We start from the raw sequence: 22350 nt of genomic DNA, 5'->3' as shown, positions 1-22350 counted from the left end.
GCCCTTACGCATCTCCGATCAGATTGGGAACGCTCTCTCGCAACGTGCTCGCGGCAATTGCGCCTGGGCGTATGACTCGCGGAAAGCGTCCTGTGCAGTCGAGAACGGTGGACGGCTGCGACGGAACCAACATTCCGGCGTCGAGTACTCGCAGTCGTCCGCGCGCCACCGCGTCGCCCCACTGTTCCAGAATCTCAGCGGCCGACTTGGCCGGCGGAACCCCCGGGCGATTCGCACTCGTGGATGTGATCGCGTCGCCGTGCGCCCGAATGAGACGCGAAATTCCGGGATGACTCGTCCACCGCACGGCTACGCCGCCCTCGGGTCCGCGGAGACGCTCCGGCACCCGCCGCTCGCCGCCCGAGAGCACCAGCGTGAGCGGGCCCGGCCAGTGTCGCGCGATCAGATTGGTCGCGTAGCTCGGGACAGAGAGGTTGAGCCGCTCAATCATGTGAGGGCCGGCGATCAGCAACAGAAACGGCTTGGCCGGAGGACGGCTTTTGAGTTCGACGAGCGCGTCGACCGACTCGCTGTCGATGCCACCGCCAAACCCGTAGACGGTCTCGGTGGGATATGCGAGAACGCGTCGCGCCTCGATGTGAGCGAGTGCGGGACGTAGCGCACCTTCGACCTCTTCAGCAGACCAGAACGGGATCGTGAGGGTGTCCGTTCTCATTCAGGAAGCGTAAACAGCGCTTCTCCGCGCGCAAAGTCGCCCTCCTCCGTGATCTTCATCGCTCGCTCGCTGCCGCGTACGACTTTGACTGGAATTCCGAGTCGCTCACAGAGCGCCGCATCGTCAGTTGCTGTCACGCGATCGTTCTTCGCGTCGCGATGCACGCGGACGATGACGTCGCGCGGAAAGCCTTGCGGGGTTTGAGCGCGCCACAGCCGCTCTCGCTCGATCGTTCGCACGATCAGACCGGACTCGTCGACTTCCTTGAGCGTGTCAACGACCGGTAGCGCCGCGATGGCGCAATGGCCTTCGCGGACCGACGCTACGACGCGATCAATCGTCTCGTCGCCAACCAACGGTCGCGCGCCGTCATGCACGAGCACGATGCTCGCCTCGTCCGGCAAATCCTCGAGGCCGTTGCGCACCGACTCGGTACGTGTCCGACCACCCGTGGATACCATCAATCGCTCGATGTCGCACTGAAAGATCCAGGGCGGCGGGTCGGCCGCATACGCCTGTGGCAACACGACCACCACCGAGACCACGTCGGGCCGGGCCATGAATGTCTGCAGGCTGTGCAGCAGCGCAGGTTTTCCCGCGACCCAGCGAAACTGTTTCAGCTCGGTTCCGCCAGTTCGCGTGCTACTCCCACCCGCGACGATGACGACGCCAACGTCGCGACGAACCGGTCGCGGCGACTCGTTCATGTGAACAGCCGTCGTAAGAGTTCTTGAATGGTGGCCACACCGACGAGCTCGACGTCGCGCGACGCACGCTTCGGAACGCCGCGCGCCGCGAGATACACACGCTCGAGGCCCATGTTTGCCGCCTCGGCGATGCGTCGTTCGACCTGCGACACAGTGCGCACTTCGCCGCCGAGTCCAAGTTCGCCGATGAAGATGGCATTGGCGGGAAGCGCGACGTCGTACACGCTCGACGCCAACGCTGCCGCGACGGCGAGATCACCCGCTGGTTCCTGCAGTTGCATGCCGCCGACGACGTTGAGAAATACGTCGAGCTGCGCGAACGAAAGTCCTGCGCGTTTGTCGAGCACCGCAAGCAACAGCGCGAGTCGTCGGCCGTCGAAGCCGGTGGCCACGCGCTGCGGTGTTCCAAACCCGGCTTTTGCTGCGAGAGCCTGAATCTCGACGAGCAATGGTCGAGTTCCTTCGAGCAGCGCGGTGACTGCGCTGCCTGACGCGTGCGTCGCGCGGTCACCCATGAACAGCTCGGACGGATTGGCGACCGGCTCGAGTCCCTGCTCGGACATTCTGAACACGCCGATCTCGTCGACGCTCCCGAAGCGGTTCTTCGTTGCGCGCAGGACGCGATGGTCGAGCGTACTCTCACCTTCGAAGTACAGCACTGTGTCAACGATGTGCTCGAGCGTCTTGGGACCAGCAATACCTCCGCCCTTGGTCACGTGACCGACGACGAACACGGTCGTGCCGCTCTCCTTGGCGTAGCGCATCAACCGCGCGGCACACTCACGCACCTGGCCAACGTTTCCGGGAGCGCCTTCGAGATCGGCCGTAAAGATTGTCTGAATCGAATCGACGATCAGCACATCCGGCGTGACGGCGCTCGACGTCGTGAGAATTGTCTCGAGGTTCGTCTCACTCAGCAGCGATACGTCGCCGGCGGCGTCGCTCAATCGCTCCGCGCGCAGCTTTACCTGCAGCGCCGATTCTTCGCCAGACGAGTACAGCGTTGCGTGCCCCGCCTGCTCGAGGCGCGCCGCAACCTGCAGGAGCAGCGTCGATTTTCCGATGCCCGGCTCACCGCCAACGAGGATCATGGAGCCCGGGACGATGCCGCCGCCGAGCACGAAATCGAATTCGTCGATGCCGGTGGCCCAGCGCTTGGCGCTCGAGCCAACGACGTCACGCAGCTTTGGCGTGAGCGCAACGTTCCCGCCCTCCGCGAGTGTTCGGGCGCCGCCCATCCGTCGCCCAGCGGCGCTCGCCGACACGAGTTTGGGCGCGACCGTTTCCTCGACGAGCGTGTTCCACTCGCCGCACGTGTCGCAGCGGCCCTGCCACTTCGTGTGCTCGGCGCCGCACTCGGTGCAGCGATAGGCGGTCTTGGTTTTCGCCATCGACGTAAGCTAACGCTGCACTTGCCGATTCAGCGACATCGAATCGCCCCGCACGTGATCGAGCGAGCGCGCGGAGCGCCTATCGCTGCGAGAGGTTCTCGAAGCGCGTGAACTGCTTTTGGAAGAACAGATTCACGTTGCCGATCGGACCGTTTCGCTGCTTTCCGACGATCACTTCGGCTTTTCCCTCGAGGGAGTTGCCGTCTTTATCGACCTGGCCGAAGTAAATCTCGGGCCGATAGAGGAACATGATCAGATCGGCGTCCTGCTCGATGGCGCCCGATTCACGAAGATCGGAGAGCTGCGGACGACCCTTGTCGTCGCCCGAGCGCTGTTCCGGTGCGCGCGAGAGCTGCGACAGTGCAATCACTGGCACATTCAACTCTTTCGCGAGCGCCTTGAGTCCGCGCGAAATCTGACTGACTTCCTGCTGGCGATTCTCGGAGTTCGCCGGCCCCTGCATGAGTTGCAGGTAGTCGACGATTACCATGCCGACGCCAGAATCCGTCTTGAGGCGACGTGCCTTCGAGCGCATCTCGAGAAGCGTGATGCCTGGCGTGTCGTCGATCCACACTGGCGCGGAACTGAGAATGCCGGCGGCGCGCGCGAGACGCGGGAAGTCGTCGTCGCGCAGCATGCCCTTACGCAACCGCTGCGCGTCGATGCGCGCTTCGGACGTGAGCATTCTCTGAACGAGGGATTCCTTGCTCATTTCGAGCGAGAAGAAGGCGACGGGCGTGTTGTGCTCGATTGCCGCGTGCTGCGCGATGTTGAGCGTGAACGCCGTCTTGCCCATCGACGGACGCGCCGCGACGATGACCAGATCCGCCGGCTGGAAGCCGGACGTCATTTCGTCGAGATCCGTGAAACCGCTCGCCACACCGGTGACCGTCTTGCCGCCGCGCTGCAGCGCTTCGATGCGCTCCATCGTGGGCCAGAGCAGCTCCTTGATGCGCGTGAAGCCGTCCTTGGTCTGCTGCTGGCTGACCTGGAAAATCTTCGACTCGGCTTCATCGAGCAGTTCGGTCGCGGTGCTCTTTCCCTCGAACGCCTCGGCGACGATGGCCGTGGACACTTCGATGAGGCGGCGGAGAATCGCCTTTTCGCGAACGATGCGCGCGTGATACTCGATGTTCGCCGACGTCGGTACGACGTCGACGAGAAAGCCGAGATATTCCTTGCCGCCAGACGCTTCGAGCTCACTGCGCCGAGAAAGTTCTTCGGAGATCGTGAGCGGATCGACGACGCTGCCGCGCTCGGTGACCGAGACCATCGCGCGAAAGATCCGGCGATGCTTTTCCGCGTAGAACATCGTGTCGTCGACATGCTCGACGGCACGCATCACCGCGTCCTGGTCGATCAGCATTGCCGAGAGCACCGCCTGTTCGGCGTCTTCGGAATACGGCGGACGCCGATCGCGGTATGGATCACGCCCCAGCGCTGGGGCTATCGAGTATTCGGCGGGCAAGCTGGACATCTTCCCAGGTGGGTCTCTTCCAAGCCGGATTCCTGAGAAGCGCGGCGGGGTGGTAGGTCACGATCAACGGAACACCGTAATACTTGTGAACCTGGCCACGCAACTTGCCGATCGGGACCTTGCTGTCAAGCAGCGTCTGCGCCGCGAACGTGCCCCACGCGATGATCACTTTTGGACGAACAATCTGGATTTGCCGAACGAGATACGGACTGCACGCAGTAACCTCATCGGGCGCTGGATTGCGGTTTCCGGGCGGCCGATGCTTCAAAACGTTGCAGATGAAAACCTTCTCGCGAGGCAAATCAATCGCTTCGAGAATTTTTGTGAGCAGTTGTCCGGCCGCGCCAACAAACGGCCGCCCCGTTTCATCCTCGGTGGCACCCGGTGCTTCGCCCACGCACATCAAATCGGCGTTTGGATCGCCCTCGCCTGGCACCGGATTGGTCGCCGTTGCATAGAGCGGGCATCGCTGGCATCCGGCGACTTCTTTCGCGATCGCGTCGAGCGTGTCGGAGCCGGCGGGAAGCAGAACGCGCGAGGCAGGAAGCGAGGGAGCAGCGTCGGGCCGTGGCGTCATTGCGGCAGGACTCTCGGTGATTGCGGGGGCAGGAGTGATTGGCTTCGTGAAGCCGGGACCGGCGCCGGTCGCCCGAAGCGCCTCGCGCCAATCGACTTCGCCAATGGCGCTTTCACGTGGCGACGGTACTTCGCGCGCGGGTGGAATTTCGCGCGCAGTATCGACGGCGCGCGTTGGTTGTGCGTCGCGCGGCGCCTCTGCGGCGCGCTGCTCGCGCTTCCCGCCCGCGGCCTCTCCCTTTCCGCCAACGATCCGCAGCACGTCGTCCACCGACATGCTGTCGAGCACGAGTTCCGTCTCGCCCATGTCGCGACGTTGCTCGAGATACCGGCGCAGCTGTTCTCTAGCGTCCACTAATCAGTCTCTCCACGCGGTCGAGAATGGCGTCGGCAACGTCAGTCTTTGGCATCAAAGGAAGGCGCTCGTCATCACCGCCGCGCACGAGCAGTGTGACGCGGTTCGTGTCGACACCAAAGCCCGCACCCTCTTCGGTCGCGTCGTTCACGACGATCATGTCGAGATCTTTCGCCTCGAGTTTCTTGCGGCCGCTAGCGACTGCGTCGTTGGTCTCGAGCGCGAAGCCGACAACCACGGCGCCAGAGCGGCGCGCGCCTTTCGTCGTCAGCAGAATATCCGGCGTCGCTGCAAGCGAGAGCGGCTCGGGCGACGCCGTTTTCTTGATCTTTGCATTGGCCGGCGTCGCGGGGCGAAAATCGGCCGGCGCCGCCGCCATGACGAGAATATCCGCCTGCGGGAGCAACCGCCCAACTGCCGCCGCCATGTCAGCCGTCGACTCGACCGATTCGATCGTGACGCCTGGCGGAGCGGCAACACTCAGTGGACCCGCCACGAGGTCGACGCTCGCCCCACGACGCCACGCCGCAGCGGCCAGCGCCACACCCATCTTGCCGCTGCTGTGATTCGAGATGAACCGAACCGGATCGATTGGCTCGCGCGTCGGACCAGCCGTGATCAGCACACGCTTGCCGCGCAACCCGTCGCCGCGCTCGAGCAATCGTCCGACATGAGCAAATAGTACTTCTGGTTCTGGCATACGGCCCGGACCCGCCCCTTCGCCCGCGGCGAGCATGCCGTCGTCCGGATCGACGATCTGATACCCGAGCTCCCGCAGGTGCGCGACGTTTCGCTGCGTCTGCGGGTGAGCCCACATGTGATCGTTCATCGCGGGAACGAGCAGGACCGGACAGGTCGCCGCGAGCAGGCACGCGGAGAGCAAATCGTCCGCCTGACCGGCGGCGGCGCGAGCGAGAAAGTCCGCGGTTGCCGGTGCGACGACAATCGCTGACGCGGCCCGCGCGAGCTTGATGTGATCGAGCGCGCGCCCGGCGTCGAACAACCCTGTATGAACAGGGCGTCCGGTGAGTGCCTCGAACGTGATTGCGCCAACGAACTCCGTGGCTGCCGGCGTCATCACGACGTCGACGCTAGCGCCAGCTTTGGTGAGCAGACGCGCGAGCCAGGCGGATTTGTAGCTGGCAATCCCCCCGGTGACGCCGAGGAGAATGTGTTCGCCGGAGTAGGGCCGAAGAGGATGCATAGCTTGGGCGCGAGCGGCTCTCGGCTAGCGGCTGGAGGGAGCTATCCACACCGGCGGCGGACACAAACGCACCGCCGGGGACCTGACGCGGAACGCTACTCGGCGCGTCGACGCGGAACGACGTGGTACACGATGTCGCCCTTGGCTAGCTCTTCGAGCGAACGCGTGGTCAGCTTCTTCTCGCGCGACGACGAACGGTCGCGGGGAAACTCATTGAGGACACGCGCGTACTTCGCGGCAACCAGCACCCCGAGGTATTTGTTCGCTGCGTGATTTGCAATCTCGCCCGGCGTAAAGACTCGCATGGACTCAGCTCGTTTTCGAGGGAAATTCGATTTCTCGTTCCAACCGGCCGATCAGTGTCTCAACCTGAAGTCGCAGACCGGAAACGCGTTCTCGGCTAACGACCTCGGCGTCGATGATGCTGCCGACCCGCTGAACTGCTTGGTCGAGGTCGTCGTTCACGACCACATACTCGTACTCCTCGACGGCTCGCAATTCGTACAAAGCGGAATGTAATCGAGCGGCAAGCTGTTGGGGGGACTCCGTTTTGCGGTTTTTCAGCCGATCCAGCAGCACCTGCCCCGATGGCGGCAAGACGAACACCATGACCGACTCGGGAAAGGCCTGAGCCATCTGGCGGGCGCCCTGGACGTCGATATCCATGACGACGTGCCTCCCAGACTGCAAAACTCGGTCGATCTCCGTTCGAAGCGTGCCGTACAGGTTACCGTGGACCTCGGCCGATTCGGCGAAGTCCCCCTTGGTGCGGCGGGACAAAAACTCTTCGCGGGTCAGGAAGTAGTAGTCCACCCCATCTTGCTCGGTCCCGCGCGGGCTTCTCGTGGTGCACGAAATCGAGTAGCCAAGGTCCGATCGGGAGGCGAGCAAGCGCTTGGCGATCGTCGTTTTCCCGCCACCCGACGGCGCCGACAGGATGATCGGGAACGGATTCACTCGAGGTTCTCCACCTGCTCGCGGATTCGCTCCAACTCCTCCTTGATCAGAATCACATCCTCGAGCATCGCCGCGTCGTTGGCCTTACTGCCGGTGGTATTCGCTTCGCGAAGTAATTCCTGGAGCAAGAAGCCCAAGCGCTTGCCTACGCCCTCTGGCGACGGAGAAGCGAGCGTCGTGCGGAACGCGGCGAAGTGCGAGTGGAATCGGCTGATCTCTTCGCCAACATCGAGCCTGTCGGCGAGGATGGCCACTTCCTGCGCGATTCGCTGGTCGTCGAGCGCAACACCCGCCGCGAGTTCGGCGATGGTCGCGCGTACGCGATCTCGCTGTTCCACGAGTCGCTGCGGCGCGCGTTCGCCAATGCGATTCACGGCCTGCTCGATCATGCCGAGTCGCTCGGTCAGGTAGGTCGACAACCGCGAGCCTTCACCGCTTCGCATGGTGTCCAGGGCGACCACCGCACGCTCGACGATCGCGACGAGTTCCGCCGACGTGCCTTCGTCCTGCGCCTCGTTCGTGGCGAGAACGTCGGGCATACGGAGCACTGTTCCGACGTCCAACGTATCCACCAAACCGAAGCGCGTCTGCAGTTGGCGAAGCTGTTCGACGTACGCACCAAAGCGCTGTTCGTCGATCCGGCCGCCCTCGGATTCCGGCCGCTCCACGCGCGCGAAAAGCGTCACGTGTCCGCGCGCGACGCCCTTGCGAAGGACCTCGCGGACGTCGCCTTCCCACTTGCTCAACGGGCTCGGGAGCTTGATGGAGGGATTGAAAAAGCGATGGTTGACGGAGCGAATCTCGACCGAGACTCGTGCGCCGCCAACGTCGCCTTCCGCCGCCCCGAAGCCCGTCATGCTTTTTATCATATGCCGGAGGCTAACCTATGAAACGACAACGACATTTGTCAATTATAGAACTCCCAGCGGACGCCGTAGAAGTTCGTCTGTCGAGGCATGATAAAGAACGGAACTTGTGCGTACCGTTCTCCCAGAAGATTGCGGAACTGCCATGAAACAGTCGCGCTCAGAATCCGAATCTCGAGCAGCGTCGAGATCGTGCGGTACCCGGGCGCCGCAAGCAACGCCGGCACTCCGGTGACCGGAAAGAGAACGCCGGATCGGTACTCGTGCACCGCTGAAAACAGCAGACCAAAGTCGCCCGTCGGAAACTGGCGAAGCAGGTTGGTCTTGATCGAGACCTCGCTCCGGGTCTGGTACCTCGGGCGGTAAAACCCAGAGTCGTTCCAACGAATCGCCGACAGATCGGTGTGAATCAGCCGCCACACTTGCCCGCGAACTCCAGCCGTCAGGCCCGTCGCCGAACCTCCGAATTGGTTGCGGAAGAGCGTGTCGAAGACGATGGGGCCCGAAAGCACCGTGCTGTCGCGTTTGAGAATTCCGCCGACGAGCCAGAGGTTGAGCAGCCGCAACCCAGCTTCAGCTCGGAAATAGTCCGTTCTGAATGTTGTGTCCCGATTCCGCGTGCTCTTTGCGGAACCGGCCGATCCAATGAGGCTCACGAAGGAAAGGGGCGTGAACTGCGCGGTCACATCTGCTCGTGAAACCGAATCGACACCGTTTGCCTCGGCACGCGCCGAGATGATTAGTGCGCGCATGTTGAAGGCGGCGCGGACAGACGGAATCGAGATCGTCTGATTCGAGCCGGAGTACAGTCGTTCCGTTGCGCTGAGTCGAAACGGACCGCGCCCGATGCCGGCAGTGGCGATGTACTGCGTCCTCGCGACGGTCGTGTCGAGCGAGACGATGGCGAGAAGCGATTCCGCGTGGGTCTTCGGAATGATGATGGGATTCCGAATACCCGTGTACTTGTAGTTCGACCCCACAGCCATCACCTGCGCCCAGACGAGACTGGTGTCAGGGTCCCCGCTGCCTACGCGCAGGTACGCATCCGTGCGACTCGATTCGAGCGTCGGCAACGTGTCGATGAACTGATTATTCAGGCGATCGCCGAAAATGTCGCCGCGGTGCCGGCCGTTGTGCGTCGCGAACGCATCGACACTGAGGTACTTGTTCGCCCAGCCAATGCGTGCCATCAGCGCCAACTGATCGCTGCTATTGCCAAAGATGTTCGGCGGCGTGGTGCCGTACTGTTGCGCGCCGAATTGCAGGCTGCCTCCCCCGCTGTACCGCTTGCCGAAGTAGCCGCGATAGAGATTCGTCTGCTGATCCCCGGTACTCACGTCGGTGCGCGTCACGGCTGTGGTCGAGCGGACGCGCCAACTGCGGATATAGACGCGAATCTCCTCCGGCGCCTGTTCGATCACCACTTCCTCGGCGCCCCAGATATTCACTTGCGTCAGATCTAGCACGCCGCCGCTTCGAGGGTCGAGCGCCGGCATCTCGAAGCCGTCGAAGAACACGCGGACCGCGCGGAAATCTCCGAGGTATGCTGCCGTCGAAGGCGCCGCGAGCCATCCCGCGTTGTAGATGGACACCCCCTGAACGCGTGTCAGGAGGTCGGCGACGGTGATCGCACCGGTGGTGTAGATCGAATCGCGAGTCCAGCGAAGCTTGTGAGCAATCCCGATTTCGACGGGAATCTCCGAGTGCGTGATCGGCGCCTTGACCGTATCGCGCTTTCTCTCGAGGTCGCGCTTCGCCAGGCTATCGCGCAGCAGCGAGTCCGCGCCCGGCGGAATCGGAATAGCTAGTGCGCTCGAGTCGCGACGCTTGCTGACGGTATCGCGCACCTGCGCACCGAGTGGATGGACTAAAACGGCCCCGACCAGTAGCAGGCCGAGGCCATTCCACAGCCCAGAGATGCGCGCGAGCCGCACGGCGGTCGTCAGCGCGCGCGCGCTCGTGCGAATTCCACGAAGGTGCCAACGGGTATTCCGGTCGGGCCGCGCGGCACCGTGCCGAGGTCCGATTCCGTGTACGCCGTTCCAGCAATGTCGAGATGCACCCATGGATATCCTTCAGCGAACTCCTTCAGGAACAGCGCGGCCGTAATGGTGCCCGCCGGCCGACCGCCCGAGTTCTTGATGTCAGCAACGTCTGATTTAATGAGCTCTTTGTAGTCGTCCCACAGCGGCAGCGGCCATCCTGGTTCGCCGGAACGCTTGCCTGCATCGAGCACTTCCTGCACCAGCGCGTCATCGGTGCCCATCACGCCCGTGGCGGTGTGCCCGAGCGCAATCACGCACGCACCGGTCAAGGTAGCAGCGTCGATCACCGCGGCCGGCGACAAGCGCTTTGCAAACACCAGCACGTCGGCGAGCACCAGACGTCCTTCGGCGTCCGTGTTGATGATCTCGATGAACTTTCCGTTCGACGCCTGGACGACATCGCCCGGCTTCACCGCCTCACCCGACGGCATGTTCGTCGTTGCGCCAATGAGACCCACGACGTTGATCGGAAGTTCCAGTCGGCCGATGGCTTCCATTGCGCCTAACACGCCGGCAGCGCCGCACATGTCGAACTTCATCCACTCCATGCCCTGCGCCGGCTTGATCGAAATGCCGCCGCTGTCGAAGCACAGGCCCTTTCCCACGAGCACGATGGGCTTGGCGCCCTTCGGTCCACCGTGGTACTCGAGCATGATCAGCTTCGGGTCCTGCGTGGTGCCCTGCGCAACGCACAGGAACGACCCCATCTTCTCACGCTCCATCGCTGCGCGATCGAGGGTCGTAACGAGCATTTTCAAGCGCTTCGCGATATCGCGCGCCGTATCGGCGAGATAGTCCGGCGTACAGATGTTGCCAGGCAACATGCCGAGGCGACGAGCCAGCGAATGTCCTTCGCCGATGGCCACCGCGGCGCGTAAACCCTCGGCGCCTGCAGTGGCGTCGCTGACGAGAATCGTCGCTGACGCCAGCGGAGCGCGCTCTTCGTCTGCCGACGGCGGCGTTTTGAGTTCTTTAAAGTCCCACGAACCAGCGATGAGGCCCAGTCCGATCGCTTCGACTTCGCTGCTCGTCAGCGTGCCCGCAAAGAACGACAAACGACCGACGCCGAGCCGGTTGCCCTGGCGGCCGGAGATTGCGCCGGCGCGTCGAAGCGCGGTGATACGGTCGGATGTCGAACCCATGCCAACCAGCAACACTCGCAGCGTTCCCGTCGATCCACCGGACAGGTGCAGCGTTTCGTCGCGACCTCCGCGAAAGTCGCGCCGCGCCAATGCCCGACCGAGCGCCCCTCCGGTCAACGAGTCGACGGCTGCCAACTCGCCGGTCAGTGTCGGCGCGCTCGGGAGCGCGACGACAAGCAACGGAGTATCGAGCCCGGCGAGATCGGGCGCAGCGACGTTCAGCGAAATCGGCATGAGTTGACGAAAGGGTGCGGTCGCCCGAAGGCGACGTATCAGGCGGACATTCCCTTGATGATCTGGTCGGCGAACGCCGACGTCGAGACCTCGGTAGCTCCGGGCATCTGACGCGCGAGATCGTACGTCACGCGCCGCGCCTTGATCGCATTCTCCAGACCGTTCACGATCAGCTTCGAGACCTCGTTCCAGCCCATGTACTCGAACATCATCACGCCGGAGAGAATCACTGAGCCCGGGTTGATCTTGTCGAGATTGGCATACTTGGGCGCCGTGCCATGCGTCGCCTCGAACACGGCGACGCCATCGCCGACGTTGCCGCCCGGCGCGATACCAAGACCGCCGACCTGCGCAGCCGCGGCGTCCGACACGTAGTCGCCGTTGAGGTTTGGCGTCGCAATGACAGAATACTCATCGGGGCGCAACAGCAGCTGCTGGAACATCGAGTCGGCAATGCGATCCTTGATGAGGACAGCATCGGCGCGCGCGCCAGTGCCACCCTTCCCCAAGTCGTTCTCCGTCACCACAGAATCGCCGAAACGGTCGCGCGCGACTTCGTAGCCCCAATCGCGGAACGCGCCTTCGGTGAACTTCATGATGTTGCCCTTGTGCATGAGCGTCACGGAAGGCAGGCAGTGCTTGAGCGCGTACCGAATCGACATGTCGATCAGGCGCTTCGAGCCGAACGCCGACATCGGCTTGATGCCGATAGCCGAACCTTCGCGCATCTCCTTGCCGAACTTCTGCGCGATGAACGCGCGGAGCTCTTCGGCTTCAGGCGATCCCGCCTTCCATTCGATGCCCGCGTAGACGTCTTCGGTGTTCTCGCGGAAGACGACGATGTTGAGCTTTTCTGGATTCTTCATCGGGCTGCCGACGCCCTCGAAATACCGGACGGGCCGAATGCACGCGTACAGATCGAGCACCTGGCGCAGCGTCACGTTGAGCGATCGAATACCGCCGCCGACCGGAGTCGTGAGCGGTCCCTTGATCGACACACGAAACTCGGCCATCGCGTCCACGGTTTCCTGCGGAAGCCAGTCACCGTACTGCGTGAATGCCTTTTCGCCGGCGAACACTTCCATCCACGCGACGCGTTTCTCGCCGTTGAACGCTTTTTCGATCGCGGCGTCGAAAACACGGACTGAGGCGCGCCAGATGTCCGCGCCGGTGCCGTCGCCTTCGACGTACGGAATGATTGGATTGTTCGGGACGCCGAGGATGCCGTTCTCGTACGTGATTCGCTCACCGGTGGTTGGAACGGTGGCGAAACGATATGTGGCCATGATGTTAGCTGCGGTAGATGAGGGCTCGATTTGGTCGCGAAAGCTATCGGTCGCTGAATGGCGCGGCAAGCCGAGGCCGGCACTGTGGACGTGCCGTCATCCCCACGATGCCGCCAACTCGACGTCGCGATGCTCGAACGCGGTGGCAATTCGGTCGACGTCGTCGCGTCGAACGCCGACGTCGCGCGAAACGGTTCGCCACGTCCGCACCATGACCGCAATCTCCGAGGCGATGCGCCGTGCGTCCGCGACACTGAGCAGGAATTCGTGAGCCGACTCGACCGCCAACTCGATCGATGCCGTGGGATCACCATCGAGCGTGATCGGCGTCGAAAGCTCGCGCGGCTTGATGTGCGCCGGCACGGGGTTCAAGTCGTACGCCGGCGAGAGACGCCACCCGGCGCCATCGTACAGCACCGCATGGTTCCGGAGATGGTCGTCGAAGTTCGATGCGAGAATGTTGAACGCGAGCCGACGCCAGAGTTGCTGGCCGTCGCTCGAGGCGGAACTCGCGACCTGTCGCAGCGCGTCGAAGATCTCGACATAGCTTCGCTGCTCGCCATCGGCCGCATCCAGAAGACTCATCGCCGAGAGGAACGGAACGCGCTCTTCTCCGCGCCGATCAAACCGTTTGACGACGAGAACTGCCGCATCGTCAACCGACTCGAGTCGAGTCTGGCAGACGGTGATGCCCGCACGCTCAGCAAGCAGCAACATGGCCCGTTCCCAGCGGATCACATCGAAGTCGTCGGTCCTGTCCGGAAATTTTGCGATGGCGAGCGAATCGTCGACGTCGCGGACCGACGCCTTCGGTCGCGCGCCCCCCAACGACGATCCTGGTGCCAGCAACAGCCGAACGGCCGCATCGGCTTCGACTGAGTCTGGGTCGTCCGAGAGTGCGTTCGCAGCGCCGAGCAGCGCTGGGAGCTCGATCAGTGGGGGCACGTGAGCCGCCGGATCGCCGACGTCCACGGCCGCGACGAACGGACCATCAGGAGCGGCGCGAAAGCGCAGTGCGCCCTGGCGCACGACATCTGTTACGCCGAGTAGAAAGTCGATCTCTCGCGGTGCGCGTGGCGTTCGCCCCGCTGCCTTTGCGCGGCGTGCTTCGTTTCGCGTGATGAGGCGTCGCCCCCAGCGATCAGGCGCTGAGTCGCCGAGCGCGCCGAAGAGCGCTCGGCCTTCCGCGGTGTGAAACGCGCCTTCCTGCGGCGGAAGTGCAGGCCCCAGGGCGTGATGAATCGGGTCGGCGAGCCACGTGGGATCGAATTCGAACGATGCCCGCTCGCGATTCCGATCGCGCCGTGCCCAAAGGCGGCCGACCGGCCGACTGTGGCCGCCCAGGTCGATGTACACGTATGCGGCCGGCTCGGTCATTGGTCGGGTTTCGTCGTGCTACGTGACCGGCGGCCAGAGGACACCCGCTGCGGAAGCCGCTCATCCTCGAGGCTCAGTCCAACGGTGTCTGTCTCCGTGGCCGCGAGGCGCTCGAGGCGGTCGCTCAGCCCCAAAACCCAGAGTACCGTTGCGTAAACGCCAAGACTGACCGACGCGTCTCCTCGCTCGACGCGCCGCAGCGTGGGCGCCGAGATCTGCGCACGCTCGGCGACCATGGCCGTGGTGAGTCGGCGTCGCTTGCGAGCGAGCTTGCAGTCGGCGCCAAGCTGCTTGAGCGCGCGCCGGACTGCGAGCGGGAGAAGCGGTGTCTTCCGTGGCATAAAATAACAGTATATATCTTTTCTTTAGAACGCAATAGTAGAAAAGATATGTTCTGTTATTTCGCCATTCCCTGACACGGAAACGCGTCTTGCAAACCGTTTCTGCTCATCTGTTTGCGACAGATCGACCCCTCCAGCGCGCTAATCGCGCAGGGCACTTGTCGGGTCGAGCCGCGCGGCGCGCCACGACGGAACGAGAGCCGCCATGAGCGCGATCGCGAGTAGTGCGAGTGATACGCCAACGAAGGTTGTGGGATCGCCCGCAGTCACGCGATACAGTATCGCCGTGAGCAATCGCGCAAAGATCGCTCCGCCGATCACCCCAAACACGATCCCGATCAGCGTGAGCTTGGCCGCGCCCGCGCCCATCTGGGCGAGGATGTCAACCGGACGAGCACCGAGGGCAATGCGCACGCCGATTTCCCGCGTGCGTTGAGCAACGCCGTAGGCGATTAGGCCGTACAGACCGACCGCCGCGATCGTCATCGTCACGATCGCAAGCACGCCGAGCATGCCCGCCATCATCGAAAAGACCGAGACGTGACGCGCCTGCATTTGTACCATCGTCATCATGTCGCCCACGGCAACGCGAGGCTCCGTGCGCGCGACGACCGCGCGAATCGCGTCGCGCATTGCCGCGGGATCACCGACCGTCCATACCGCGACTGACGAATATGCTTTGGGCGATTGATAGATCGACCGATAGACCGTGTACCGTAGCGGTTCATCCAGACCGCCGTGGTACACGTTCGACGCGACGCCGGTGACCGTCCACTCCACGTCGCCGATCTTCAGCACCCTGCCGATGGCGCTCTCATGCGGCCACATCGCATCAGCCAGGTACCGATTGACGACAATCGCGCGCTGCGCCGTCGGAGACGCCTCGTCCTGCGCGCCGATCATTCGCCCTTCTTCGATGTGCATTCCCGCGGCGGTCGCATAGCCCGGTGTCACATGCTGGTCGTTCGCGCTCAACTCTCGCCCGTTCGGCGCGACCGCTCGGCCGGGGACTCGGAATGTCACGCCGGTAGAGTTGTTGCTCAGCGGAGTTGTGGTCGTGATGCCACCGGCGCGAACCCCGGGCTCGGCCTGAAGGTTCGCGTCCAGCCGACGGTAGAAGTCGATCATTGAGGAATCGTTCATCTGCGGCGGCAGCGCGAGATGCATCACCAGCGCGTGATCGAGTCGCACACCTGCATCGCCGCTGATCATGTTGTGCACGCTGCGCGTGAGCAGCGTCGCCGCCGTGAGGAGCACGAGCGCAATGCTGACTTCGAGTACGATCAGCGCCGCGCGCACGCGCGTACTTCGCAGTCCGACCGTGCTGGCGCGCCCGCCTTCCTTCAGAACGCCGGCCAGATCCACGCGCGTGGCGCGCAGGATGGGCAGCGCCGCGAACGCCAACATCGCGAGCACGGCGGCGCCGAAAGCGAACGCCAACGTGCGTCCATCGAGCCCGAGCTGCGCCCATCCTGGGATGAACGACGCGAAATCCGCCGGGATCGCACCGCGTATTGCGTGCACGCCCCACTGCGCGAGCAGAGCGCCCAACGCGCCCGCAACGAGCGACAGCAGCAACGATTCGGTGAGCAGATGACGCGCGAGACGCCAGCGACGCACGCCGAGCGCTGTGCGAAGCGCCAACTCGTGATGACGCGCCGCGAGACGAGAGAGCGCGAGATTCGCCGCGCTCATGCATGCGGCAAGAAAGACGAGCAGCGCTCCCGCCGCCGAAATCTGAACCAGGATCGACACGTCATCGGTGTGATATGCTGCGATCGGACGCGCACGCAGTACCCAACCGCTATCTGTCTTCGGGGACTCGCGCGTCAACTGGGCGCCGATCGCGCCTACTTCGGCGGCTGCCTTGGCGAAGGATGCGCCCGGCTTGAGCCGGGCGAACGCGCCGTACGTTCGGGCCGAGTAGTTCGATGCCTCACTCGCCTGAGGCGCGTATGCCGTATAGACGTCCGCCGCCATGGGAAAAACGACGTCCTTCTCGAGAACGCCGGTCACGACGAACGCCCGCTCGCCCAGAGCGATCGTGGAGTCGATCACGCCGCGGCTGCCGCCGAACCGGCGTTGCCAGAAGTCATATGAGAGTACTACATACTCCGCCGACCCGGGTTGACCGGCACCGGCCGGGAAACCGCGTCCCGCGGCGAACGGCGCTTCGATCGCGGCGAACGTGTTGGGAGAGACATTGAACCCACTGAGCGCTTCACTCCCGTTCGACGTCCGAAGCGCGAAGCGCGAATTCGACGTACCGATCGCGTCGATCGACGGCGCGCGCGTCTGCAGCGCGGCTAGCCCCGCGGGTGATACTTCCGTACAGTCTACGCCGCACGCCGCGCTGGTCTGTGTGATCCAGATCAAACGACTCGACGGCAGCTGCGGGAATGGATTGTGGATGGCGTTGGACAGACTGAAGACGGCCGACGCCGCGCCGATGCCGATTGCCAACGTGATCACGACGGCTCCGGCGTAGAGCGGGCTACGCATGAGTGCGCGCAGTCCATGGCGGACATCCTGCTCGAGTTGCTCGAGCCATGTCCAGAGCCACACGTCGCGCACTTCCTCTCGCATGTTGGTCATGTTGCCGAATCTCCGTTGGGCGAACGAACGTGCGTCGGAGTCATCATGTCCTGTCCCCGACGATCCGAGCGACTCCGCGTCGAGCTCGAGATGGTCGCGCAGTTCGCGCGCGATCTCCTCGTCGGTGGGCGCTCCGCGGTTCGAGAGGCGCGCGATGATGCGGCGCAGCATGGTCATCCCTCCGGCAGCGGATCCATGACTTTGCCGATCGCGCGAACGAGATCGGCCCACTTCGACTGCTGCTTGGTCAGCTGGCGCCGGCCGGCCGCCGTGAGGACGTAGAACTTGAGCTCACGGTTCTTGTCCGGCGCCTTTTCCCACTTGGACGAAATGAATCCGTCGCGTTGCAAGCGGTGCAGCGCTGGGTAGAGCGACCCGTGTTCGACGACCAGCGCATCGCTTGTCGTCTGGCGAATAGAGGTCGCGATCCCGTGGCCGTGTGCGCGGCCGAAGAGGAGCGTTTTGAGGATGAGCATGTCCAGCGTGCCCTGGAGCAGCTCGAGCTTGTCGTCCGAACGTGGCGGCATGCGCGCGATAGTAGAATGTCTACTGTGAATGGTAGACATCCTACTAACGGGCGTTTCGGCCGGCAAGTTTCAGCGGGTTGACCGACTCCGTTCAAACGTCCCTCACGGACGCGAAGAGGCCCGGTTGGCAGGGTGCCAACCGGGCCTCTTCACATCAAGTGCCGAAGGCCGGACTCGAACCGGCATGTCGTTGCCGACAACGGATTTTGAGTCCGTCGCGTCTACCAATTTCGCCACTCCGGCAGGGAGTTCGCTTTGCGCGGAACTGGAGACGTCGTGCCTTTCGAGTCCCCTCGACTACCAGTTCCACTGCTCGGGCGAGGACTGGAATCTAGTCGCTTGGGGTGCCGCGCTCAACGTTTCGGAGCGCAGCGCCTACAGAGGCAGCGAATCCGGCTTGACCGCGGCCGGTGCCTTGCGACCCTCCATGAGCCGTCGCGTCAAATTCTCCTGCAGCGACAGGTACTGGGCACGCTGGAGCGGTGTTAGAAAACTCGAAAGTTCCTTCTGCTCTGCCTCGAGCAAATCGGCGCGATGCCGCTGCGCCGTGACGAGCTGGTCGATACTCTGCGAGATCTTGTTCTGATCGCGTCCGGCCGAATCCTGCATGGCGCTTCGGAGTGCGAGCCGAGCCTGATGCTCGTCGACGTTCAGCTGACGACGCTGGCGCTCGAATTTCGTCTGCGACTGCCGAAGCTGCCGCATCTTCTGATCGTCGAGCTTGAGCTGCCGGCGCACGACGCCGTCGAACGCCAGGCGAACGCGACGTTGCTGCTCCTGTCGTTCCGCCTGTGTGGCCGGAGCGCCGCTCTCGAGCGGACGGACGATGCCAGCCCGGCCCCTGCCCTGCGCCGGCGCGATCGATGAGATCGTGGCGAGCGCTCCGGCAGCGAGCCACAGGGTCGTTCTCATTATTCAGTGCCTCGTCCGGCGGACGGCGCCGGTGTTCTCGGCGTGACTTTGATCGACACCGGATCCGGATCGGTGATTGGGAGTGCCTCGAGCCGGTTGATGTCGTCGAGCAAGGACTGCAACTGCCGATCGTTCAACTCCGCCGCGGCACTGGTTGCTGCGAGCGCAGGTTCGACCTCTGGCTCCGTGCTCGCGACGGTCTGAGCCGGCGTTACGCCCGACGGCGCCGCGTTCGGTGCTGGAGTTTGCACTGCTGCCACCGCGTTATTCGCCGGCGTTCGTGCGATGGACTCGGCCGTAATTCCTGGCGTGACGATGGGCGAAGCCTGAACCCCGCCGCGACGATACAGTGCGAGCGAGCTTCCGCCCGCGACGAGGAGCGTGACGGCCGCGGCGACGCGCCAATCGGACCAGGTGCGGCGAGGCCGAAGTGGTCGGACCTCGCGCACCGGCGCTTTCGGCAATGCGGCGACAATGGCCGCGACATCGACGCGCGGCGAGCGAGCGATGAGCATACCGTGCATGCCCCGCAACAGCTCGAGCTCGTCGCGGCAATCGACGCAGGTCGCGACGTGCGCGGTCACCGCGGCACGCGCGCTCGAATCGAGACGGTCGTGCAGCAGGTCGGGCAGTTGATCGCGGATTTCCGCGTTGGGACAGTCATTCATCGAGAAACTCCTTCACAGCGCGCATTGCGTTGTGGTAATGCACCCTCGCGGCTCCTTCCGTCGTGCCTACCGCCTCGGCGATCTCCTTGTACGACAGTCCTTCGGCTACGCGGAGCGAGAATACTTCGCGCTGCGTTGGAGACAGTCGAGCTACAGCGCCTTGCAATCGTTTCTGTGTTTCATCAGCAACTACTGAATCGAGTGCATCGTATTCGGTCGAAGCGTCGTCTTCCTGCAGTTCGTCCTTGTCCTTCCGTCGCTTTTCGGCGCGCCGTCGATCGAGGAGCAGCCGCCGTTCGATCGTGAACAACCAGGTTCGAAACGAGCTGTCGCCGCGAAATCCGTCGATCGAATTGAACGCTCGTACGAACGTGTCCTGCACCAGCTCGTCGACCTCGTTCCGTTCCCCGGAGCTTACGGCAAAACGGGCCAGAGCCGACGAATGCCTTTGGACCAGTTCGGTCGCGGCTCGCTCGTCCCCGCCCTTCCATCGCGCGATGAGTTCCAGGTCCGTTTTCTCATCGCCAGCCCCACCGCCACCCCGCGCCGGATCGTTCATTCGGTCCACAAGGTAGACGTCACTGGCATCGGGCCGTTAAGGTCAACTCGCTCGGGAGCTTGCCGCGCTGGTGGCCGGTCCACCTGTCCTCGCACGGCGACACAATATACATCCCAATCGACGAGGGAACGCCGTGGAACGTATCGGTCATCGAGGGGCAAAACGCGAGCTTCGAGAGAACACGCTCGCCGCCTTCCGGCGCGCCTTTGAACGTGGTGCCGACGCCGTCGAGTTGGACGTCCATGCCACCCGAGACGGGATCGTCGTAATCCACCATGACGCCCACATGGGCCTCGATGCCGACGGCGTGGCGGGCCGAGCCATTGCCGATCTGGACTGGGCGACGCTGGAGAACGCGGGTTTCGAGGATGACCTGGGCGTTCCCACGCTGGCTCAGCTGTTGGCGATCGTTCCCGCGGGCCTCACGGCGTACGTCGAAATCAAGGGCGCAGACATCGAACAACTCGTTGCCGATGTCATCCGGGCGTCGGCGACTCGGTGCGCCGTCCATTCGTTCGATCACGCTGCAGTGAGGCGCATGCTCGACATTGCGCCAGAGATTCCGCGCGGCATTCTGTTCGACGCGTCCCCTGACGACCTTCTGGCGTCGATATCGGCCACAGGGGCGCGCGACGTGTGGCCACAATGGCGCCTGATCGACCGAGAGCTGGTGGAAAGGGTCCACGCTGCAGGCGGCCGTGTGATCGCCTGGACGGTCAACAGCGCCGACGCAGCGGCCAGTTTGACGGACCTTGGCGTCGACGGCCTGTGTACGGATGACGTACGCCTACTCGAGGGCCTGTAATCAGCCCTGTTCGCCGCTTGATTTGGGACGGGTATCGAGGAGCCAATCGGCCCGCTCCTTAGTCGCCTCAGCGATGAGCGTTTCGAGCCGCGTGACCTCGGCCTCGGCGGCGACGAGGTTGCTGGTATGCGCTGCCATTTCCTCCGACGACAGCTCTGTCCCGGCCTGTTTCGCGCGGAAGACGGCGTAGCCGAAGCGCTGAGCAAAGCGGTCGACCGACTGCTTCGCGCGGTATAGCTCGAGGCGCATTCGCCCTTCGTCGAACGCCCGCCCTGCCTGTCGGCCAGCGCGGTCCAGTTCCTGACGCAGTTTGTCGAGCAACGCCATGACGAACCTCTCGCGATAGTGAGTTTCCTGCGGCTTCACGGAAAACTACGGTAGTCGAGGCGCCGGGGATTCGCGGCGTCTGTCGACACCGGTATCGCAAAAAGCGAACGAGGCCCCCGATGTGCTCGGGGGCCCCGCATTCGTTCAAGACCGAATTGCCTTAGGCGACTGAGCCTGCGGGCTCGGCGTTCGGATAGACGCTGACCTTGTACTTGGCGCGGCTCTTGTGCTCGAACTTCACCACGCCGTCAATGAGGGCGTAGATGGTGTAGTCCGTGCCCAGCCCGACGTTGTTGCCGGGATGCCACTTGGTTCCGCACTGGCGGAGAATGATGTTGCCGGCGATCACGCGCTCACCACCGTACTTCTTGATGCCGCGGTACTTCGGATTCGAATCGCGGCCGTTGCGCGAGGAGCCGACGCCCTTCTTATGTGCCATTGGAAGCTCGCTCAGCCGAGGGAGATGTCGTTGATACGCACTTCGGTAAAGCCCTGCCGATGCCCGCGCTTGCGCGCGTAGTTCTTACGACGCTTCTGCTTGAAGACGACGATCTTCTCGCCGCGACCGTGGCGAACGATTTCGCCGGTCACTTTGGCGCCGCTGAGCGACGGAACTCCGGTTTTGACGTTGCTGCCGTCATTGCCCATGAGAACGTCGTTGAATTCGATCTTGCCGCCGGCTTCGCCGACGAGCGAGGGAATCTTGTAGGTACGACCGGATTCGACACGGAACTGCTTGCCGCCGGTTTTGATGATTGCGTAAGGCATGGAAGGGCTCTGATTCGTAATGCGGTGAGCCTGTAAGGTTAAATAATACGGTGGGTTGTGTCAACGGCCTCTCTTGCTCTCGGGATTCGGGTCTGAGGCTCGAGGAACTCCTCTGGCCGCCGATGCTTCGACCTTGGTGCTGAGACCGAACAGCATCCGGCCGATCTCGTCAGTTCGGGCCGCCAAATCGAGAAAGGTCTCAGCCTTCCCGTAACCTTGGCGGTGGCTGATGAGGAGCAGCGTTTCGAGTTCGCGGAGGGATCCGCGGGCGATCGAAAGCTGGTGAACAAACTGTCCCGGACCGCTCCGTCCGTGCCCCTCCGCGATGTTCGCCGGCACTGAAACCGCTGCCCGGCGAATCTGGCTGCTCAGGCCATACCTCTCGGTCGCCGGGAAGCGTTTCGTCAGCAAATAGCACGACTCCGCCGGGTCGACTCCCTTCTGCCAAACCGCGAGATCACGATACGACTTGATGGCTCCTGACATCCGATCGCTCCAGTCCGAGGGTTACTGCATCCTCAGACCAGAGACCCGGGACCACATCATCATTCCATT

The 22350-nt window shown here is 63.5% G+C and carries 23 protein-coding genes and 1 tRNA gene; 1 reads left to right on the top strand and 23 read right to left on the bottom strand.

Going from position 1 to position 22350, the window contains the following annotated elements; translation table 11 throughout:
• Positions 1-4: 4 nt before the first annotated feature.
• The 19 genes from AC6H4Z_RS13210 to AC6H4Z_RS13120 all read right to left on the bottom strand — a co-directional run bounded on the left by AC6H4Z_RS13210 (position 5) and on the right by AC6H4Z_RS13120 (position 19895).
• Positions 5-676: an L-threonylcarbamoyladenylate synthase gene (locus AC6H4Z_RS13210; protein WP_497542433.1), complete on the bottom strand. Its 672-nt coding sequence runs from the start codon at positions 674-676 to the stop codon at positions 5-7.
• Complete coding sequence (gene ispD, locus AC6H4Z_RS13205; protein ID WP_497542432.1) at positions 673-1383, bottom strand: 2-C-methyl-D-erythritol 4-phosphate cytidylyltransferase; 711 nt, start codon at positions 1381-1383, stop codon at positions 673-675. The genes AC6H4Z_RS13210 and ispD overlap by 4 nt, the downstream gene beginning before the upstream one ends.
• Positions 1380-2774 (bottom strand): DNA repair protein RadA, encoded by a 1395-nt coding sequence (gene radA, locus AC6H4Z_RS13200; protein ID WP_497542431.1) that lies wholly within the window; start codon positions 2772-2774, stop codon positions 1380-1382. The genes ispD and radA overlap by 4 nt, the downstream gene beginning before the upstream one ends.
• 79 nt (positions 2775-2853) lie before the next feature.
• Complete coding sequence (gene dnaB, locus AC6H4Z_RS13195) at positions 2854-4251, bottom strand: replicative DNA helicase (RefSeq protein ID WP_497542430.1); 1398 nt, start codon at positions 4249-4251, stop codon at positions 2854-2856.
• Positions 4202-5182, bottom strand: coding sequence for a uracil-DNA glycosylase (locus tag AC6H4Z_RS13190; protein ID WP_497542429.1), 981 nt, complete (start codon positions 5180-5182; stop codon positions 4202-4204). Before AC6H4Z_RS13190 ends, dnaB begins: the two co-directional genes overlap by 50 nt.
• The gene (gene coaBC, locus AC6H4Z_RS13185; protein WP_497542428.1) at positions 5172-6386 is read right to left on the bottom strand and encodes a bifunctional phosphopantothenoylcysteine decarboxylase/phosphopantothenate--cysteine ligase CoaBC; all 1215 of its coding nucleotides are present in this window, start codon (positions 6384-6386) and stop codon (positions 5172-5174) included. Before coaBC ends, AC6H4Z_RS13190 begins: the two co-directional genes overlap by 11 nt.
• A gap of 95 nt (positions 6387-6481) precedes the next feature.
• Positions 6482-6691: a DNA-directed RNA polymerase subunit omega gene (locus AC6H4Z_RS13180; protein WP_497542427.1), complete on the bottom strand. Its 210-nt coding sequence runs from the start codon at positions 6689-6691 to the stop codon at positions 6482-6484.
• A gap of 4 nt (positions 6692-6695) precedes the next feature.
• Positions 6696-7343 carry a guanylate kinase gene (gene gmk, locus AC6H4Z_RS13175; protein ID WP_497542426.1) on the bottom strand — a complete coding sequence of 216 codons (648 nt, stop codon included), beginning with the start codon at positions 7341-7343 and terminating at the stop codon, positions 6696-6698.
• The gene (locus AC6H4Z_RS13170) at positions 7340-8200 is read right to left on the bottom strand and encodes a YicC/YloC family endoribonuclease (protein ID WP_497542425.1); all 861 of its coding nucleotides are present in this window, start codon (positions 8198-8200) and stop codon (positions 7340-7342) included. Before AC6H4Z_RS13170 ends, gmk begins: the two co-directional genes overlap by 4 nt.
• 1951 nt (positions 8201-10151) lie before the next feature.
• Positions 10152-11630, bottom strand: a complete 1479-nt coding sequence (locus AC6H4Z_RS13165; protein ID WP_497542424.1) for a leucyl aminopeptidase — start codon at positions 11628-11630, stop codon at positions 10152-10154.
• A 38-nt stretch (positions 11631-11668) separates the two neighbouring features.
• Positions 11669-12916 (bottom strand): isocitrate dehydrogenase (NADP(+)), encoded by a 1248-nt coding sequence (gene icd / locus AC6H4Z_RS13160; RefSeq protein ID WP_497542423.1) that lies wholly within the window; start codon positions 12914-12916, stop codon positions 11669-11671.
• Positions 12917-13012: 96 nt separating this feature from the next.
• Positions 13013-14293: a type II toxin-antitoxin system HipA family toxin gene (locus AC6H4Z_RS13155; RefSeq protein WP_497542422.1), complete on the bottom strand. Its 1281-nt coding sequence runs from the start codon at positions 14291-14293 to the stop codon at positions 13013-13015.
• Positions 14290-14634 (bottom strand): helix-turn-helix domain-containing protein, encoded by a 345-nt coding sequence (locus tag AC6H4Z_RS13150; RefSeq protein WP_497542421.1) that lies wholly within the window; start codon positions 14632-14634, stop codon positions 14290-14292. Before AC6H4Z_RS13150 ends, AC6H4Z_RS13155 begins: the two co-directional genes overlap by 4 nt.
• A gap of 141 nt (positions 14635-14775) precedes the next feature.
• A complete protein-coding gene (locus AC6H4Z_RS13145) occupies positions 14776-17400 on the bottom strand; it encodes an ADOP family duplicated permease (RefSeq protein WP_497542420.1) in 2625 nt (874 codons plus the stop codon).
• 2 nt (positions 17401-17402) lie between these two features.
• Entirely contained in the window at positions 17403-17756 is a 354-nt protein-coding gene (locus AC6H4Z_RS13140; RefSeq protein ID WP_497542419.1) for a PadR family transcriptional regulator, read from the bottom strand.
• Between the two features lie 159 nt (positions 17757-17915).
• Positions 17916-17999: transfer RNA gene (locus tag AC6H4Z_RS13135), tRNA-Leu, on the bottom strand.
• Positions 18000-18131: 132 nt separating this feature from the next.
• Positions 18132-18668, bottom strand: coding sequence for a hypothetical protein (locus tag AC6H4Z_RS13130; RefSeq protein WP_497542418.1), 537 nt, complete (start codon positions 18666-18668; stop codon positions 18132-18134).
• A complete protein-coding gene (locus AC6H4Z_RS13125; protein ID WP_497542417.1) occupies positions 18668-19336 on the bottom strand; it encodes an anti-sigma factor family protein in 669 nt (222 codons plus the stop codon). Before AC6H4Z_RS13125 ends, AC6H4Z_RS13130 begins: the two co-directional genes overlap by 1 nt.
• Positions 19329-19895 carry an RNA polymerase sigma factor gene (locus tag AC6H4Z_RS13120; protein ID WP_497542416.1) on the bottom strand — a complete coding sequence of 189 codons (567 nt, stop codon included), beginning with the start codon at positions 19893-19895 and terminating at the stop codon, positions 19329-19331. Before AC6H4Z_RS13120 ends, AC6H4Z_RS13125 begins: the two co-directional genes overlap by 8 nt.
• A gap of 70 nt (positions 19896-19965) precedes the next feature.
• On the opposite strand from AC6H4Z_RS13120, the gene AC6H4Z_RS13115 reads away from it, so the two are divergent.
• A complete protein-coding gene (locus AC6H4Z_RS13115; protein ID WP_497542415.1) occupies positions 19966-20700 on the top strand; it encodes a glycerophosphodiester phosphodiesterase in 735 nt (244 codons plus the stop codon).
• Here the strand turns inward: AC6H4Z_RS13115 and AC6H4Z_RS13110 are convergent, their stop codons facing one another.
• From AC6H4Z_RS13110 to AC6H4Z_RS13095, 4 genes are all read right to left on the bottom strand, one after another.
• A complete protein-coding gene (locus AC6H4Z_RS13110) occupies positions 20701-21066 on the bottom strand; it encodes a hypothetical protein (protein WP_497542414.1) in 366 nt (121 codons plus the stop codon).
• Between the two features lie 121 nt (positions 21067-21187).
• Complete coding sequence (rpmA, locus tag AC6H4Z_RS13105; RefSeq protein ID WP_497542413.1) at positions 21188-21466, bottom strand: 50S ribosomal protein L27; 279 nt, start codon at positions 21464-21466, stop codon at positions 21188-21190.
• Between the two features lie 11 nt (positions 21467-21477).
• On the bottom strand, positions 21478-21795 hold the full coding sequence (gene rplU, locus AC6H4Z_RS13100) for a 50S ribosomal protein L21 (protein ID WP_497542412.1): 318 nt from the start codon (positions 21793-21795) through the stop codon (positions 21478-21480).
• A gap of 60 nt (positions 21796-21855) precedes the next feature.
• Positions 21856-22281: a four helix bundle protein gene (locus tag AC6H4Z_RS13095; RefSeq protein ID WP_497542411.1), complete on the bottom strand. Its 426-nt coding sequence runs from the start codon at positions 22279-22281 to the stop codon at positions 21856-21858.
• Between the last annotated feature and the right edge of the window lie 69 nt (positions 22282-22350).

The sequence above is a fragment of the Leucogemmata humicola genome, assembly GCF_055379415.1.
Note: the sequence above shows the minus strand (reverse complement) of the source record. Positions and strands in the feature narration are given on the sequence as shown.